The 18,524-nt window shown below is 37.3% G+C and carries 8 protein-coding genes; all 8 read right to left on the bottom strand.

What is annotated here, in order from left to right; translation table 11 throughout:
- Positions 1-394 precede the first annotated feature (394 nt).
- A complete protein-coding gene (locus C4F50_RS14895) occupies positions 395-1,177 on the bottom strand; it encodes a rhamnogalacturonan acetylesterase (protein ID WP_194139445.1) in 783 nt (260 codons plus the stop codon).
- A gap of 4 nt (positions 1,178-1,181) precedes the next feature.
- The gene (locus tag C4F50_RS14890; RefSeq protein WP_194139444.1) at positions 1,182-2,168 is read right to left on the bottom strand and encodes a pectinesterase family protein; all 987 of its coding nucleotides are present in this window, start codon (positions 2,166-2,168) and stop codon (positions 1,182-1,184) included.
- Between the two features lie 161 nt (positions 2,169-2,329).
- Positions 2,330-4,348 (bottom strand): aceric acid hydrolase, encoded by a 2,019-nt coding sequence (locus tag C4F50_RS14885; protein ID WP_194139443.1) that lies wholly within the window; start codon positions 4,346-4,348, stop codon positions 2,330-2,332.
- Positions 4,349-4,555: 207 nt separating this feature from the next.
- Positions 4,556-7,015 (bottom strand): pectate lyase family protein, encoded by a 2,460-nt coding sequence (locus tag C4F50_RS14880; RefSeq protein ID WP_194139442.1) that lies wholly within the window; start codon positions 7,013-7,015, stop codon positions 4,556-4,558.
- Between the two features lie 16 nt (positions 7,016-7,031).
- On the bottom strand, positions 7,032-9,359 hold the full coding sequence (locus C4F50_RS14875) for a DUF5703 domain-containing protein (protein ID WP_194139441.1): 2,328 nt from the start codon (positions 9,357-9,359) through the stop codon (positions 7,032-7,034).
- Between the two features lie 214 nt (positions 9,360-9,573).
- A complete protein-coding gene (locus C4F50_RS14870) occupies positions 9,574-11,007 on the bottom strand; it encodes a sialate O-acetylesterase (protein WP_194139440.1) in 1,434 nt (477 codons plus the stop codon).
- Between the two features lie 432 nt (positions 11,008-11,439).
- Entirely contained in the window at positions 11,440-14,841 is a 3,402-nt protein-coding gene (locus C4F50_RS14865; RefSeq protein ID WP_194139439.1) for a glycosyl hydrolase, read from the bottom strand.
- 250 nt (positions 14,842-15,091) lie between these two features.
- Complete coding sequence (locus C4F50_RS14860; RefSeq protein WP_228012039.1) at positions 15,092-18,436, bottom strand: glycoside hydrolase family 2 TIM barrel-domain containing protein; 3,345 nt, start codon at positions 18,434-18,436, stop codon at positions 15,092-15,094.
- Positions 18,437-18,524: the final 88 nt, after the last annotated feature.

The raw sequence follows: 18,524 nt of genomic DNA, 5'->3' as shown, positions 1-18,524 counted from the left end.
ATTGAAGTAAATGTTTGCATTAAATAAAATATCTAAAGCTGTTTGAATTAAAATATCGCAAGATTTTCATCAAAAAACAACTTCTTCTAAATATTCTGTAAAACACCTTTTTAGAAATACTGATACAGAAGCTCTTATAAATACGAAAACGTTATCAAAAATTAATTAAAAATTGTTAAAATCAAATTTATTTCCTATTAAAAAAACTTACAAAAATAAACACAAGACAGTATTAAAAAAGACAAATATTTTTTTAATATCAAAGCAATTTTAAAAGTAAATTCTGATCAATTAAAAATGAATTCATAAAAACAGCTGGGAATTGAGGCAAAAAAAAACACCAAAACTAAATTTTGGTGCTTTTTATAATTCTATTCTGTTTGAGTTTTTAAAATCAAAGTCCTTTCATTGCTTTAAAAACCAATCTTGCGACTTCAATACCGCCAAGCGTTTGAAAATGGGTATTGTCTTTTTGCCCTTCTGGAAAAGCAGGATATTTACCCGCTTCAAAATTCATAAAATAATTTGCAGTTACATATTCCTGTCCTTTGGATGAGAAGAAATTCATCGAAAGTTCATTCAAATCAATATACTTTACATTTAATTCTTTTGCCACAGCAATTGCTGCCTGAGGATAATCACCGTGCACATTAGTCAATTTACCATCTTTCCACGGATAATTTCTTGCAACTGGCGTGAGAACAATCGGAATCGCTCCTTTTTCTTTGGTCTGATTAATAAAAAGACGCAGAAACTCTTTATAGCCTTCAATGTTTACATAACGTTCTGTTTTTTCGACCGATGCATCATTGTGTCCAAACTGCATCATAACCACATCTCCTTTTTGAAGTGAATTGTAAACAGAAGCCCAGCGTCCTTCTTGAAAAAAAGTTCTAGTACTTCTGCCGCCCTTTGCCCGATCGTCAATTTTTACTTCTTTAACATTGCCTAAAATATTTTTGACCAGTTTTAAACTATCCTTCTGGAAAAAAGGCTGCAAAACCTGCCCCCAGCCCACTTGCGGAAATTTCTTGGTTTGATAATTTTCTTCTAATGAATAATCAGCAACGGTAGAATCTCCAATTAAATAAATGGTCGTTACTTTTTGTTTATAATTAAAAGCGCCCAGCACCAGCAAAGAGCACAGTCCGATTAATAAAATTCTAACGTTTTTCATCAATTTACTTATTTGGATTCCATCCGTTTAAAACTAAATCTTTACTATATTTTTTGAGGTCTTCTTTATTTAATTGATGCGACCATGACACTCTTTGAGAAATCTCTTTAGCGCTTAAACCTTTGCTTCCAAATTCTGCATAATAAGCCGTTTTATCTTTATCAGGAAACCTTGTATCAATCCATGCATTCCAACCCTCTGGAATAATATGCGAACCTAAATCTGTATTGATAAAAACAGTTTGAGCATAGGGTCTCCAAGGTCTTCCAAAAAATACTTTATCGACTGATTTGTCTTTGGCTGTAAGCTTACAATCAACAAAAACAAATCCGTAAGTCTGACCTTGCGGCGTTGAAGCAGCCGTAATATAAGAGTTCGTTAAACTTTCGATCGTACATTTATAAAAATAAGCCGTTGCAGCACCGAAAATAAAATCGGTTGTACCATTGATGAAACAGTTTTCAAAATAGATACGCGTTTTTTTTTCGGATAAATAAAGTGTATCCTGATTACCAAGAAGATTGCAGTTCTTTACTATAACACGATCACTTTTAATATGAAGTGCTACCGCCTGCCCTACTCTTCCTGCAGTATTTTCTACAGTAAGATTTTCGAGCGTGCAGTCATTTCCTTTAATCAAAAATGAATAAGATGTTCCCGTTCCAAAAGCAGTCTTTCCTGAGGGATCTTTTTCTCGAAGCGGTTTTCCCGAATAATCATCAAATGAAATAATGGTTTTATTTCGATCAGTTCCTTTTAAAGCGATAAATGCTTTTGAAGCCGGAATCTCCAATTTCTCAACATACTTTCCTGGCTTTATGGTTATTACAACGCGTTTCTCTGAATTGTCTTTTACATTGTTAACCGCTTCCTGAATGGTTTTAAAATCTCCTGAACCATCTTGGGCAACGGTTAAAGCCAATTTATTATCGAGCGTTTGGGCTGAAATTGAAAATGTTGTTAGTAAAAATAATGCTAGAATGTATTTCATAAAGTCTCATTTTAAAGTTTTAGATAAAGTGTATCTATAGAGACGCACCGCAGTGCGTCTACGCCATGTTGATTTTAATTGTTGCTAATAATTATTGATCCAAATGCGTAAGACGCACAGCAGTGCGCCTCTACCAAAAATAGGAATTTACTCTGTAATTTCTAATGCGACATCCAAACCGTCATTTCCCCTTTTCCTTTATTTCCCCATGCAAAATACGGAATCAATTTGACTGGTACTGCAGTTGCATCTTTGGAATTAAGCGGTTTGTACAAAGTTTTATTCCACGAATTATCAGATTTTATGACCGCTTCTGCATCAATGCTTACTAAATTTCTATTATTAAGGGTGAAATTGTTAGTCGTAAATTTCGAATTCACATTTAAAGCTATATCATTTACACTTGTTTTTGCAGGAAGCTGATCTGATTCTAAACAATAAACCAGCGGTCCTCTTTTTACAGCGATTTGATTTTTAACTTCTTCAACCAATGGATTGGCTTCCATTAATTCAACCGGCATTGGAAGATTTAATTCGATCACATCTCCTTTTTTCCACTTTTGATTTAATTTGAAATAAGTGCCGGAAACGATTTTGTCATTACTTTTTAAGTTATTAACTGAAACCGAAGCATTCTGGCTCCAGCCCGGAATTCTTAAAAAGAAATTCTGTAAATCTTTTGGTGCTTTTACAATTTTCAATGTTATTTTTCCGTCCCAAGGATAATTCGTCTGCTGTTCGATTTCGATTTCTTCTCCGTTTAACGATTTTGTTTTCAAAGAATTACTTCCGTATAAATTTACATACAAACCTTCTTTTGAAAGATTGTAAGCATAATTTCCAACTTCGGCAACTGTTCTCGTTACGTTTGGCGCACAACAGTTTGATAAGGCAATATAACCTTCACGTTCATTTCCCCATCTTTGGTGAAACGGCAGATCATTAGACACATTCAGCGGATTATTATAAAGGAATTTTTCTCCTTCCAAATCCATTCCGGAAAGTACGCTATTATAAAGTGCTAACTCTACAATATCAGCATATTTGGCATCTCCGGTAATTTGAAGCATTCTCCAGTTCCATAAAACATTTCCAATATTGGCACAGGTTTCGGTATGAGCCGTTGCATTTGGTAATTGAAAAGGACGGCCGTAAGCCTGGTGAATTTTCTGTACTACCGTTGGATCGTAAGAAGTTCCGTCTGGCGAAACGCCGTCGTATAAAGAACCACAGCCTCCTGTAATGTACATTTTACGGTACGTTACATCATCCCAAATCGATTCCAGATTGTCTAAGAGTTTCTTTTCTCCCGTTTCGGCATACAAATCGGCTACTCCAGCATATAGGTAATTCGCTCTAACAGCGTGACCCATTGCAGTGGTCTGCTGTCTAAACGGAATGCGATCCTGATTGTCATCGGTTCCATCATTTGTAGTTCCTCTAATGTCAATTAAATTATTGGCAAGTTCCAGATATTTCGGATTTTTGGTCGTTCTGTACATTTCGACAATTCCCATATAATGGGACGGACAAATCGCATTTCGAGCCAGTTCCGGTGATGCTTTTTTGTAGAAATCATATAAGAAATCGGCAACGCCTTTTGCAATATTCAAAAAGTTGGTTTTTCCTGTAGTACGATAATGAATACAGGCTGCAGTCATTAAATGTCCCATATTGTATTTCTCAAAACCCAGCTGTTTTTTTACTTCTTCCGGTCCTAAAGTCCCCCAGCGTTCATCAATTAAAACAGGTGTATGAATATAACCGTCTTTGCGCTGTACTTTCGCGAAAAGCGCAATAGCTTTGTCCATTTCCTGATCGAGTTTTTTATCTTTTGTAACCGCATAAGTGGCCGCCATTCCTTCAAAAATCTTGTAGAAATCACCATCATGAAACGAAGGACCTTTAAATGTTCCTTTGCTTACCCCTGCTGCAATTTCGAAGTTTTTGTAAGCATGCGAAATCTCATCGTTATGATACAAATCCCACATATAAGGCAGGGTGTTTTTGGTTTCTACATCAAATTGTTCTTTCCAGAAACCATTTGTCCATTTTACATCTTGTAAGCCAATGCTTTGCAGTTTTGAATACGGACTTTCTGAATTCGCAACCAAACCTTTGTTTTGTGCAAAGATTACTGTTGAAAGAAATAAAGAGGATAGGATGATGTTCTTTTTCATTTTGATTTATATTGTGTTATTGAAAACGCTAATGAAACGGATTTACTTCGTAAAAACGCGGATTATAACGGACTTTTTATCTTCATTCGCGATTTTTTTACGCAGATTTCTCAGATTTAAGCAGATCTGCGCAGATTTTTTTTTTTAGAAAATAGATCAAAAATATATCAGCTTAAATCTGCAAAATCTGCGTGAAATACTTTTATATTATTTTACAAAGAAATTAATTGTTCTGCTCATTGAATCTCCGTCGGCATCTTTTACGGTTAGTACGAAAGAAGCGAATCCTTTTTCAACGGTTGAAAACTGAATTTCTTTTCCTTTTAAAACTACTTTTCCATTTTTAAGATCAGAGAAAGTGTAAACAGGTTTGTTTTCATAACCTTTGAAAAAATTTCCTGCATTTAAAACTTTCTTATCTTCTGAATTCACAAAATAATGAGGCGTTGACAGCCAATCCAGATAATTGTCTAATTGCGTAAAACCATCCTTATCCGTATCTTGATTCGCATCTGAAAAATCTCCTGCTTTTGAATTTTCGTTTAAACCAAAAGCTTTTTCCCACCAGTTTGGCAATCCGTCATGATCGATATCCCAATCTGCTGGGCGGGTTTCTGAAGCAAAGTTTGGCCATCCACCTGCGTCCTGTTCGTTATCAATCATGCCGCCAAGACCACTTTTACTTCCCTTATAAGTAAAAGTTCCTTTTAAAGTTTCACCAATAATTCGGTTATCGTGTTTATCAAAAAACGGCTGATTCGCCCCAACATCTGAAAGTACGTTTTTATAAGCCGCTTTCGCTGACTGCGTTTCTACATAGGAAGGAAAAAATGGTTTATCTACAAAAGTTTCATATTCCACTTTCTCTTTATTTGTAACGGTAGATTTTCTGCCCTTATCCTGAGATTTTTCATCAAAATAACCCGGCATCACATTTCCATCAAAATAATAACGCTGCATTCCTTTTCCAACACCTTCGTGCTGTGCATTTAACGCTACAAAAATTGCTGTTGAAGCTCCCGGTTTATAATAATTATTGACAAAATTTACCTCGTTTGCACCACCGTCTGTTGTTCTTTTTCCCCAGTTGTAAACCACATTATTGGTGATATCCAATCTTCCTGTGTAAAATCCGTCACCGCTTAAACCACCGCCAATACTCCAGTTTCTACCGTAGTTATGAGCCAGTAAGTTATGATGAAAACTACCAATATCACCGCCAATTGTAGCTGCATATCCGTGCATTTTTCCTGCTTCGTATTTATCATGACCTGCCACATTCAACGCTTCAGAAATTAAAGTTCGCTGCAGCGTAATATGATGCGCACCACGAGAACTAAACGATTCGTCTATCGTCCAACTGATCGAACAGTGGTCAATAATACTGTAGTCAGCACCCGTTAATCCCATTCCGTCAAAAGTAGTACCGCCTCCAATTCTTACTTTTAAGAAGCGCACAACACCATCATTTCCAGTCAACCCAATTGGAGCTCTGCTGATGGTAATTCCTTCGCCCGGCGCTGTCTGCCCCGCAATAGTGATATAAGGCTGATTTGCCACTAATCGTGAAGCCAGTTTTATATTTCCTGAAACAGTAAAAACAATCGTTCTCGGCCCAATTTCCTGATTGATGGCATCACGTAAACTTCCAGGTCCGTCATCATTTAAATTGGTTACTTCAATTACTTTTCCCCCGCGTCCTCCAACAGCATAACGGCCGTAACCTTCTGCTCCCGGAAATGCCAATTGGGCAGGCTTAAACGACCACACATTTCCTAAAGTTACTTCGCCATTTGCATCCACTTCATCCACTCTCCAGTAATACGTTGTCCCTGAATATAAGTCAGAAACTGTAAAACTTTTATCTGTCAACTTTCCTTTAAATTCTTTTGAAGATTCTGTTGCATTTTCTACGGCATTTTTATCTTCGCCAAAATACAACTTATGAGCTGCCACATTTTTGATGGCATCCCATTTTAAAGTTAGAGTTTTCCCCACTTCAACATGTTCATCACGGTTTCTTGGTTCAGGAGTACGCGCCTGATTCATTAGGTTTGGCGTATCAATTTCAAAACCATTGATGACGATTTGTTTTACGACATCAGGATTTGAAGTCGGATCGATTTCAAAACGAACAATTACATCTTTGCCTTTTTCTGCATTAAAAGTGATATACGCCATCGCTGCATCAATTTTAGCATTGGCTCTCTGACTCGCATTTACCGTTTGCTGCAGTTTTCCGTTTACGAATATTTTTATCGGAGAAAAAGTTTTTCCTGTAATGACATCAAAAGCGTTATGAAAAGTTAAAAGCGTATGTTTTCCTGCTTTCAATCCGCTGATTTTCAATTCTAAATTTTCAGAAGTTACTAAACCGTCACTTCCTAATTTGTTGTAATGCGGTGCACTCATTCCGACTTTGTACCACTTAGAAGTAAAATTTCCTTTTAACTTAAATGCCACATTATTAAATGATTTTTCAGCTTCTTTTCCTTCGTTGATTACCCAAGAATCATAACTCGGATCGTGAACTTCTTCCAGTCTTCTTTGGAAAAAGTCAAAATCGACTTTTACTATTTGTTTATCAGTATGCTGCGCTGATTGTGCTTGCCCGTTTGTGGTCAAAATGAGCGACAAAAAAGCAGCGCTAATTAATTTCTTTATCATTTTTGTTTGGTAATAGTTAGTTTAATTTTGTTTTTGCTGCTTCAGATTTTCCTAACAGATTTATAATGTCTTTTTTTCTTTCTTCCGGAATAACTTTTAAAACCTTCAATTCTCCATTCAGGAGTTCGGCTTCAACCGTTGTATTTTGTTTCGCATGTAATTTAAAATGAACGTTCCAATCTTTTGGCCAGGCTGGAAAAAGATATATCTTTCCATCAGTTTCCTGCAAAAGCATTTCCTGCATGCCAATCATTCCCGAACCGCCCCAATTATGATCTGGAACCCAGTCAAATCCTGGTCCCCAAAAGGCAGGAAAACGTCGGTCTGAATTCGCCATTTTTAAGGTATTGTATTTCGCGGCTTCTTCTGTTAATCCCAAACGCGCTGCAAAAATATTGTCTTGTTTCCATCCAATATGACTTCTAAATTTTAGAGCATCAGGATCGTATTTCCAAGTGTTTAAAGCCGTTTCTAAATCAGGTTTTCCAATGCTGTAAATTCCCCACGGATAAACTGGATATAATTGCGGCACTTCCGAATTATTCACTCTTTCCCAAGATTTTGCAGGAAGTAAAACTCTATGGTTTTCAATCTGTCCAAAATTTAAAGGCGGAATTCTGTTTTGAAATGCTTTTAAATATTCGGCTTCTTCTTTGGACAATTCTTTTGCAGAAAGGTTTAAAAGATTGGCTGTAATAACTTGCAAAGCCGAAATGGTACTATTGGCATTATTTGCCATTTTATAGGTTTCTGCTCCCGAACCCGGAAAAAGAACCAGTTTGCCGTTTCCGTCCAATGCTTTCCTCCCTCTTTGTTTCGCTAAATATTGATAATGTTCATCAAAAAAACGAAGGCAGCTGATTATGAAAGCATTGTATATCTGAATATCTTCTCCAGCATATTCTTTTTGCTGTAACATCATTTGGCAGAATTCAAAAACCGTGTCCCATTCATATTCCAGCCACGCATTGTATTCCATTCCGGGATCGTAATCTGCCGGACGTTTCCATTCGTATTCTGCAGGATTTGGCAACCCGAAATTTTCCAATTGTTCTGTAAACGAAGCGCCATGATGATTCCAATATACTTTGCTTCTTAATTCGGCATTTTTCTGGAGACTCAAATAATAATCCAGCTGTGATTTCATCATATCAAAATCACCGCTTTTTACCATCGGAAAATAAACCAATCTTTGATTTTGAGCCGTCATGGTTCCTCCTCCCCAATTCCTGAAATCAGGTGTAAAATCTAAATCGGGATTCGTAAAAACGGGATCAACGGTAAACAATCCGCCGTTGAATTTTGTTGGATATTTTCCATAGGCATTACAGCCGAGCATAAATCGAAACAGCTGATAATTTTGTCCGATTTGATAAACCGAATCTTTGGCATTCGATTGCTTTTTCTGAGTAAAAATAAAACTGCGGTTCCAGAAATTATTCCACCATTTTATCGTGTTTTTTTCTGCTTGTTTTGCTGTGTTCTTGTTTACAGAAATCAGACTTTTCAATCCATTATCCCAAGTCGAAAAAGCAGATTGATTGGTATTTAAATAAATTTCTAATGCATGTTTTTTAGATGGTTTTATACTGGACAAATTAAAACCTTTAAAATCTGTCGATTGGTATTTTCCTAGATACGTTCCGTCAGGTTTTAGATTATCGCCCGTCATAAAGCCGCCGAAAGTTAAATTTTTAAGCGGATTTAGCATTTGCTCTTTAACCAATTCCATTTTCTGCTGTTTTACAGCCACATCAAAAACGGTATTTTCCCTGTTTCTATGGTAAAATTTTATGCCGTTATTTTCAAATGAAATCGAATCTTTATAAGTCACAATATCTCCCTGAGGCGCCCATTTATAGGAATTGGCATTATTAGCTTTTCCTTTTGAATCGCGGTTTTTATAACGCCAGCTTTCATAAGAAGCCGTCATTTTTAATGCATTTTTACTTTCTAAATCAACGTGAATTATCGGTTTAAAAACATCTACCCAAAGTTTGATTTTAGTGTCATTCTGCCCGACTAAAACATATCCGTCTTTTAGTTTCAATTCCTGATGAAAACCTGCTGCTCCCTCAAAAGGATTCGGTGTTAACGTCACCTTTACCCTTCCTAATTTCAGCAAAGTATTGTGTTCGTCAAAAGTCCCGCTTCGCGAAAAATAAAAGTACAAATCGCCTTTTTCTACCCATACATTCATACCAATATCTCCGCCTCCCAATGGCATTGATTCTGATGAATTATTGCTCTGCGTTGTCCAAACCTGATTGTAATTTTCGAGCACAGGAACTTGCGCTTTAAGGAAAAGCGTAGTGAAGAGAAGTATGTATTTTATGTATTTCATTTTTTTTTTCTTTCCTGCAAGGCTATTAAATTTTCTCTCTCGCAGATTTAGCTGATTGAGCAGATTTACCGTGATTTTTGTCATTTCGACGAAGGAGAAATCTTCACAAGTAGCTCCGCAATCTTTGTCGATCTTGCAACGAAGATTTCTCTCCCGAAGCCTCGGGATCGAAATGACAAACTAGACGCCAAAACTCATAACTCATAACTCATAATTACCATTCATCTGTTCTAAAAGAAGAAACCGGCAAACCGCCCGCACTAAACAATTCCGCTTTTACAAAATCCTTCCATAAATAACGGATAGCAACTGGCTTCTTTACTTTATCCGAAGTTAAAACCACTGATTTTCTTCTCACTACCGTTTTTGCCGGATAGAAAACTTTATCTTCTCCCGCTATTTCAAAACCTGTTACTTCTTTATCATAAGAGGTAATTCCGTTGGCAACATCATCAAAAGAAACGGTGACCGAACCGTCTTTTATTTCCATTGATTTGTATTTCGGACTTTCGAATTCGAAACCTTCGATTCCGTATGTTTTTGCCAAAGCCTGAAACGCCAGTCGGTTTCCTCCTTTTTCTTTGTCCATTGGGTGAATGTTATTTTCTTCTCCAACGTCCATTAAAACCGCCATTCCCGAATTCGGAATTTCCTTTGAAGCTTTAAACTGCGCCTCTCTCAAATAAGCCGAATTGTATTTCTCCAAATAATCTTTTGGATGAAAAGAGGCATAATTAAACGGCGCTATCTGAGCGTAGTAAAAAGGGAAATCTCCCTGTTTCCACAAAGCTCTCCAGCTTGAAACCATTTTTTTCATTAAAGCAGTGTATTCAGATGCTCTTTCGTAATTCGATTCTCCCTGATACCAGATACAGCCTTTTATTCCGTAACCAATTACAGGCGAAAGCATTCCGTTAAACAAAGTTGTAGGCACACGATTTGGATCTTTTGCCAATTCTTCTTTTGTTGTTGGAATTTTAGCGCTGGCGAAATCTTTCAGCATTTCCTGATTCATCCACGCTTCCATGCTTGAACCTCCGTAAGAAACATGAATCAATCCAACCGGAACGTCTAAAACTTCCTGTAAAAGCGATCCAAAATACCAAGCCGTAGCGCTAAAATTAGAAGTTGATTTTGGCGAAGCTACTTCCCATTTTCCTTCAAAATCCTGCAAAGGTTCTAAAACAGTCGCACGCGGAATGGTGATTAACCGAATGTTTTTATTGGCTGCTCTTACGATGATTTCGTTTCCGTTTTTAACCGGCTGTCCCTGAAAACCTTTCAAAGGCATTTCCATATTCGATTGCCCGGAACACAACCAAACTTCGCCGATTAAAACATTTTTAACGATCACTTTTTCGCTTCCTTCAACAACTTCAATTGTAAACGGACCACCAAATGACGGCGTTTGCAAAGCTGTATTCCATTTACCGGAGTTGTCTGCTTTTATCTTGTAGGTTTTAGAATCCCACGAAGTTTTTACTGTAACATTAGTGTTCTTTTCTGCCCAGCCCCAAATTGGCGCATTTGACTTTTGCTGCAGCATCATGTTATCTGTAAACAATGCCGGCAGTTTGATTTTGGCATTCATTTGAATGGTTGCCAGAAATGCAATTACAACAACAAAAATGTTCTTTAAATTTTTCATTTTACCTTATGCTTTTAATTCTAAAAATTTGTGCCGCTCCTCTGGAGCTAAATTATTCTTATATATTATTTTCTATAAATATTTCGCTCTTCCAGAGCTTGTCTTTGTCTCGAAAAAAGTCATGTCTTTTTAAAATAAAAACATGTCTTTAAATATTCTACAAATATTTTAACCTTCCTAAATAAGTCCCAGAGGGACTAAACATTTATAGAAAAAACGATACCATCACACAAAAGCTCCATCGGAGCGACATCTTTATCTGATTTCAAAACAATTAAAAAATGCTTTTTTTGCCATTTTTCAATTGCCTCCAGCTTTAGCTGGAGGTTTTCAGATTTTCTCTATCTAGGGCTTTAGCCAAACTAATTAATTGAATAAAGCCCAATCCGAATTTTCTACTAAATCTCCAGCTAAAGCTGGAGGCAATTGCTTTTATTTTTCTTTTACAAACTTAACCGGCCCGAACAACCCTGCTTTAAGCAATGGCTCTCCTTCTAAACGATATGCTGCATTTGTCCACGTTAATCGCTCTTCTTTTGGCAATTTTTGATCGCCCGTTAATCGGTTTGCCCAAGTGTTTGTAACCTTTATTTCTATTGTGTTTTTTCCTTTTTTTAATGCCGATGAAATATCTGTTCTTAAAGGAAATGTCCAAATGGTACCGCAATCTTTTCCGTTGATTGTAATCTCGGCGATATTAGAAATTTCACCTAACTCTATCCAGATTTTATCTGACGTTTTTCCTTTCCAGATAAAATCTTTTTTATAACTGACAGTTCCTGAATAATATTTAATTTGTTCATTTTCAGAAGTACTCCAGTCAAAAAGCTTATCGATTTTGATCGTTTCTTTCGGGCCTTTAAATGCTGGATCAAATTGCAGATTCCAGTATTCATCTAAAGTCTGAACCGTTTCAAATTCTGAATTCTTTTGATCGGATTTTGCTGCAACTTCCTTTGTTACTTCTTTAAAAATCACAAAACCAGATTCATTTTCATTTAAGTTAATTGAGACAATTGTTCTGCCGTTTTCGATTTTCCAATTGGCCGTTGTTGAAGTCTTATCGGTTACAGGATTGTACCAAACCGGAACTTTTCCCTCAACTCTAAACGAAGCTTCAAAAGACCTTTTTTCTCCTTTTTGATTGGAAATAAAGTACACATCTTCCGTATCCGATTTGCGGTGCGTCCATGCAATTGTTTCAGAATCGACTCTGTTTAAATTCGGGAAATAAACGTCCTGCGTGATTCCAATGGAAGCAAAATCATTTTCTAAATAAGGCAGTTTAATAACCGTTCCTTTTCCGATTTTCCAAGATGATGCGTTTGAATTCCAAATTTCATCTACTACCTGCTGCCATTTTTTATAATCTTCATTCGATTGTAAACCAGGTTGCAAATTCGGTTTTTCATCTATAAAAATGGTGGCGCCGTCTTTTACTAATTGCACTATTTTTTCGGCGGAAGCCAAAGAAATCATTTTGTTTGGTGCCATTTTATGACTTCCCGGAAACAATAAAGCACCGTATTCGATTCCACCTCCAAAAGAGATTTTTCCGTTCTCCATTTTGGCACGATTTATCAAAACATCCGAATTGAATGAATCGTATTGATACCCATTCAACGCATTTATCCATTGCGATAAATCGGTTAAATTTTTAGAATACGATACTTCTTTCGGCATTTTAGCGCTTGGCTGTCCTTCATTTTTTAACCTGATTTCTTCGCTTGCAACACGTTCTTTTCCAAAAACATTCGGAATAAATGGCACTAAACGATCAGGCAAAACAGAACGAGAAGGCAGCTCTTCGCCGATAAAAACAGCCAGATCCACTACAGGTTTTCCTTTTTGCAATTGGAATTGTACTCTTTGGCAATACTCAAACCACGCTTTTCCGGGTTCCCACCAAGTCTGGTCTCTTTGAAAATAACTTCCAATTCCGTCTAAAGTCATTCCCGGTTTCCTGTCAATCCACGGATTATGAACAAAAACGTGATAGAAAAAACGGTTAATTCCTAGCGCATAATTTCTGTCGGCAATCACTTTTAAATTTCCGGGATGCTCGTCCCAATCCATTTTTAAAGCCGTAAAAGCCTCGGCCTGAATAATATCTTTTCCATAAATATGTCCGCCAGAAATAGCGTCTAACATATCATTTGGTTTGTCGTGCGTTGGGCTTTTCAGCCAAAATTCACCGCTTGGATAATCGATATATTTAAAATGCAGAAGTCCGTCGCTCATCATTGTTGGCGCGACATTTTCTGAACTGAATTTGACATTCGAATCATCCGCAATTTTTCTTAAAGTCCCGAAGAAATTCTCTGCAACTAATTCTGAAATCGTTTTTCGAACATCGTATAAAACCTTTTCTGAAGTCTGAATATCTTTTACTGGAATCCCAGCCATAACCGGAAGATAATCAACAATATCGTAACCTCTTCTGGTTTTAAATTCGACTCTAAAAACAGGCGACCAGTTTTGACTGCCGCATTCCCAGCTGTCCATGTGCAGAATTTTAACCACTTTTGAAGCCAATTCAGGTCCGGCAACGCGAAGCATTTCTCCAAACCAATGATCCAGCTGAAAACGAATCGCTTCCGAATTAAATTTGTCCACTTCCAGACCTCTTCCTCCGCCTGCTGTAGCATTTTCGTGACCTGTAGAAGTGTGTCCAAAACGGATTATTCTCCAATTCGCTTTCGCGGCAGCTTTCCAATTCAAAACCCCGTCTGCGTTCACAAACTGTGAAATATTGATCATTTTTGATGGATCAATACAGTCTGAAGTGGTAATTTCTTTCTCTGTAACCTGCGGACTCAATCTCCAAATCGCAGCTGATTTTCCCTGATAATTATCGATTAAAGGTTCGTTTGACAAATAGATTTTTGCCACTTTTAAACCTTGATTCCATTTGGCAGGATCTAAATCTTCTGCGCCTGGTTCTGTACCTTCCGGATCGTAAACGAATCTAAAATATTTAGCTTTTGTGGGTACAATGCTGTGGGTATAAAACGCATCAACATCCTGCCAGCCGTGGCGCGGTGTTGTTAATCTTCCTAAACTTTTAAAATTCACTCCGTCATCGCTGTATTCTACTATTAAACGATGCGCCTGATAATTATTTCCTTTGGTTTCAATCTGGATTGATTTACACAAAAACGGCTTGTCAAATTCGTATTGAATCCAGCCTTTTTTGGGCATTCTGAATTGTCCGTCTTTTTCTGATGAACTTAAAATCGAAGCATCTGATTCCGGATTTGTAGATGTTATTTTTGGACGTTTTTTATTCGAAGTAATAAAGCTTTCTTTTACCGGAATGGCAAACGTTGCAATATCTTTATAATAGTCTTTGTAATGATTTGGAACCGCTAATTTTACGTTTTTAAAACTGTTTCCGCTTACGATTGTATCTTTCCACACCACTTTTTGCATTGACATTTCCGGCGTAATCCAAGGCCCTCCGGCAACGGCAAAACCATCGGCGGGATGAAAGGCGATTTTTACTCCTATTCGGTCTGCTTCGGTTAAGGCAAAACGAATTAACTCCCAGAATTCTTTGCTCAACTGCAAAACCGGCGGCTCCATCAATGGCGGATTTGCAGGCCCTTTGATGGTCATTAAATATGCACCTTCGATCCCGCCTTTTTTCATCGCTTCCAGATCAGCTGTAATTCCTTTTTTAGAATACGCGCTTTGCATCCAATACCAATATACCCAAGGTTTTGAGGATTCGATTGTAGGCTGAAAAAAGCTGTTTTCTTTTTTATGGATTTCCTGTGCGGAGACGAAGCTCGCAAGGAGAAGGATAAAAAAGAGGTGTTTTTTTTGAAACATTTTTATTGTTTTATTACAATCTGCCAAATCTGCTAAATCTGCGGGAAAAATTTACTCTCGCAGATTTGGCTGATTTAGCAGATTTTTTGATTTTTCATCTTTTTGTCATTTCGATCCCGAGGCTTCGGGAGAGAAATCTCCGTTAGGAGCTCGACAAAGATTGGCTTTTCTTTGCGGAGTTTCTTACGAAGGTTTCTCCTTCGTCGAAATGACAAACTGTACTTTTTAATTCTTAATTTTTAATTATCAATTAATATTTAAACTTTTTTAAACTATTTTCTAATTCATTTTTTGAACCGCTGAAAGGCGTCAAATAAAAACTATATTGATAATCTCCTGACTTAATTTGATATTGTTCTATTGGCTGTGCAACCAATGTCCAGCTGTCATTTCCTCCCACTCCCATCTGCATTAAATCAATATTTAGAGTTAAGAATCCCGGATCTTTCAGATCGTACGTATGACCTGAAGAACTTAAGTTTTCCTGTGTATACGGCCACGCGCTCATGCTTAAAACTTTGGTATCGTTTACCACTAGAAATCCGTTGTTTTTCTGCGGAGTTGTCAGCGCCATCCATCTTACATCGCATCGGTTTCCGTTTTCCTGTGGTTTTGGGTAATGCTCGATAAAATCATTTATTGGAAGTGAATATTTCCCAACAAACGAGCCAAAACTTCTGTCGCTGTAATTTTCCAATTCTCCTTTTCCGTACCACGAAATCTGATCGAATTTTCTTTGCACTCCCATCTGCATTCCGATTTTTGGAATGTTTGGCAGTTTGTTCGATGCTTTTAAACTGTAATCTACTTTTATCAATCCGTTTGGTAAAATATTATAGACCACATTTACGCTTGCGCTGTCTTTTATAATTTCGTAATCACTTGTAATTTTAATTTCTGAAGCCGATTTGTCTATTGTAATGTTTACCAATTTTGGTTTTGCTTTGTACCATTGTTTCAACAGCTTTTGCGATTTCCAACCTCTTTTATCATTGTCTGTAAGCGGTCTTACGAAATTAGGCAGCAATGGAGCAAAAACCTGTTCTTCACCATTAAAAATATACGAACTCAAAGCTCCGTTTGCTTTGTTGATGTTAATGTCGAAATTTTTTCCTTTGATTTTAAAATCAGAATCGGATTCTGAAACGTTTAAAGCCTCTTTTTTAGTTTCAGGCGAAACTGCTGCTTTCTTTTGCAGCACAAATTGATCTTCCGCGACAGCGTAACCTTTTGAAGCCCAAAGTTCTTCTTTTGAAAGCTGGAATTCTATATTCAAAATATACTCGGCATCGGCTTTCATTTTTGGCAGATACTGGCTCACATTTAAAGTTGTGGATTGCCCAGCTTCTAATTTGAATGGTTTTAATATTTGTGTTTTGATTACATTTCCGTTTTCCAAAACTTTTAAAACCGGAATATAATCTTCTAAAGATTTAACGGCCTGACGGTTTTTGATTTCTAACTGATTTCCGTTTAAAGTGGAAACCGCTGGCTGATAGACCCATTTATTCTCAAAAATCGATCCTTTTGGTTTTCCGTTAGAATCTACAATTCCTTTTGTATTGAAGTTTCCGTCATGGTATTTTTCGCCAAAATCTCCTCCATGGGCAAAATAATTCTGACCTGATCTTGAATCGAATTTTACCAATCCCTGATCTTTAAATTCCCAGATGCAACCGCCGATAACTCTTGGAAGCGAACGGAATTCATCCCATAATTCTTTTAAATTTCCAACTGAATTCCCCATCGCATGAGAATATTCAACAAAAATAATCGGACGCGTATCTTTCTTTTGATCTACTAAAAATTTTGGTGTGAAAACGCCCGGATAAAAACGGCTGACCATATCTACATACGAATCATCCTGCGGATTTTCGAATCGGTAAGCGTGATCGATTGTTTTAGGATATCCTGGATCCAGCGGATCGATGTAACCGTCTAATTTTGCATTTCCCTGCGCTGGTTCGTAATGCACCGGACGCGTAATGTCGAAATCGTGAACCCAGCCCGACATGGCGGCGTGATTTGGCCCTTTTCCGCCTTCGTTACCTAAACTCCACATCACAACTGACGGATGATTTTTATCTCTTTCCACCATTCGGATCATACGCTCCATATAAGCATTTGTCCAAAGCGGATCGTTGCTTAATTTTCCGCCAATTCCATGTGTTTCCTGATTGGCTTCGTCCATGACCATGATTCCGTATTGATCGCATAATTCGTAAAAATACGGATCGTTTGGATAATGACTTGTACGTATAAAATTGAAATTGAACTTTTTAATCGTGGTAATATCTTGTTTGATATCTTCTCTCGTAACGGCTTTTCCTCTTGTTGGATGATGATCGTGACGGTTTACGCCATACACATAAGTTTCTTTTCCGTTGATGAGCATTTTACCATTTTCTTTTGAAAATTCAATCGAACGGAAACCTACTTTACAGCTTTTGGCTTCGGTAATAGTTCCGTTTTTATCTTTTATGGAAATGACCATTGTGTATAAATTCGGTTCTTCTGAACTCCATTTCTTCGGATTTTTGATGGTTTCCTGAAAGAATCCAAAACGCACATTGTCGAGACGAGGATAACTTTCGTTGATTAAATCGATTACGGGTCTTTGAAGCGGTTCTTTGAAAACAGCCTGGTTATTAGCATCGTATAATTGAACATTCATCGTGTAATCTTTGACTTTTTCTCCTGTAAGATTCTCCACTTTCGGACGCAGTTTGAAAATCGCATCGGTATATTGTTTGTCTAATTTGGTTTGAACAAAGAAATCCTGAATGCGTAATTTCGGCTCTGCCATAATGAAAACTTCACGCTGGATGCCGCTCATGCGCCAGTGATCCTGATCTTCCAGATAAGAACCATCTGCCCAGCGAATTACCTGAACCGAAACAACATTTTCTCCTTCTTTTAAATAAGGCGTAATATCAAATTCTGATGGCAGAAAACTGTCTTCTCCATAGCCTAAAAATTCTCCGTTAAGCCAAACCTGAAAACCAGAACTTACGGCTCCAAAATGCAATGTAACTGTCATGTCTTTCCAGTTTGCCGGAACGGTAAAACTGCGTTGATAAGAACCAATTCCGTTATAATCTTTAGGAATATAAGGCGGATTTATTGGTCGAAACGGATAAACGGCACTTTTGTAGATTGGATTGTCATAGCCTTTCATTTCCCAATTGGAAGGCACTTCGATTTTATCCCAGCCCGAAACGGTACTTTTATAGAAATCTTTTGAAGCTTCTTTAAGGTTTACGGCATATTTAAAATCCCAATCGCCGTTCAGCATTTGGATTCGGCTTTTGGTTCTGTCGCCTTTTAGAGCGTCTTCAACAGAGGTATACGAATAAGCAGTTGCTCTCGAAGGCTGCCTGTTGATGCTGGTAACCGTTGGGTCTTCCCATGGTGCAAATTGGTATTTTTTATGCAATTCAGGAACTCCTGCCGGTTCTCCTGTAACGGATTGGGCTTGAGTTGTGTAAGATGCTAGAACTAAAATGTAAAATGCATACGTCAAAAATCGTAATCTGAAAAATGGATTATTGTAATTTGATTTTGATGCTAACATTGTTTTTATATTGTTTTTCATTATTATTAATTCAATTGTCCCTACAGGACAAAATTTCCTTTGCGATAATTTGTTTTTTCTACCGACCAGTGCCTCCTAACGGAGTCTT

Origin of the sequence: Flavobacterium hungaricum (genome assembly GCF_015182285.1) — a bacterium.
Taxonomy (GTDB): domain Bacteria; phylum Bacteroidota; class Bacteroidia; order Flavobacteriales; family Flavobacteriaceae; genus Flavobacterium; species Flavobacterium hungaricum.
The sequence above is the reverse complement of the archived record's forward strand: the minus strand, read 5'-3'. Positions and strand labels throughout refer to the sequence as shown.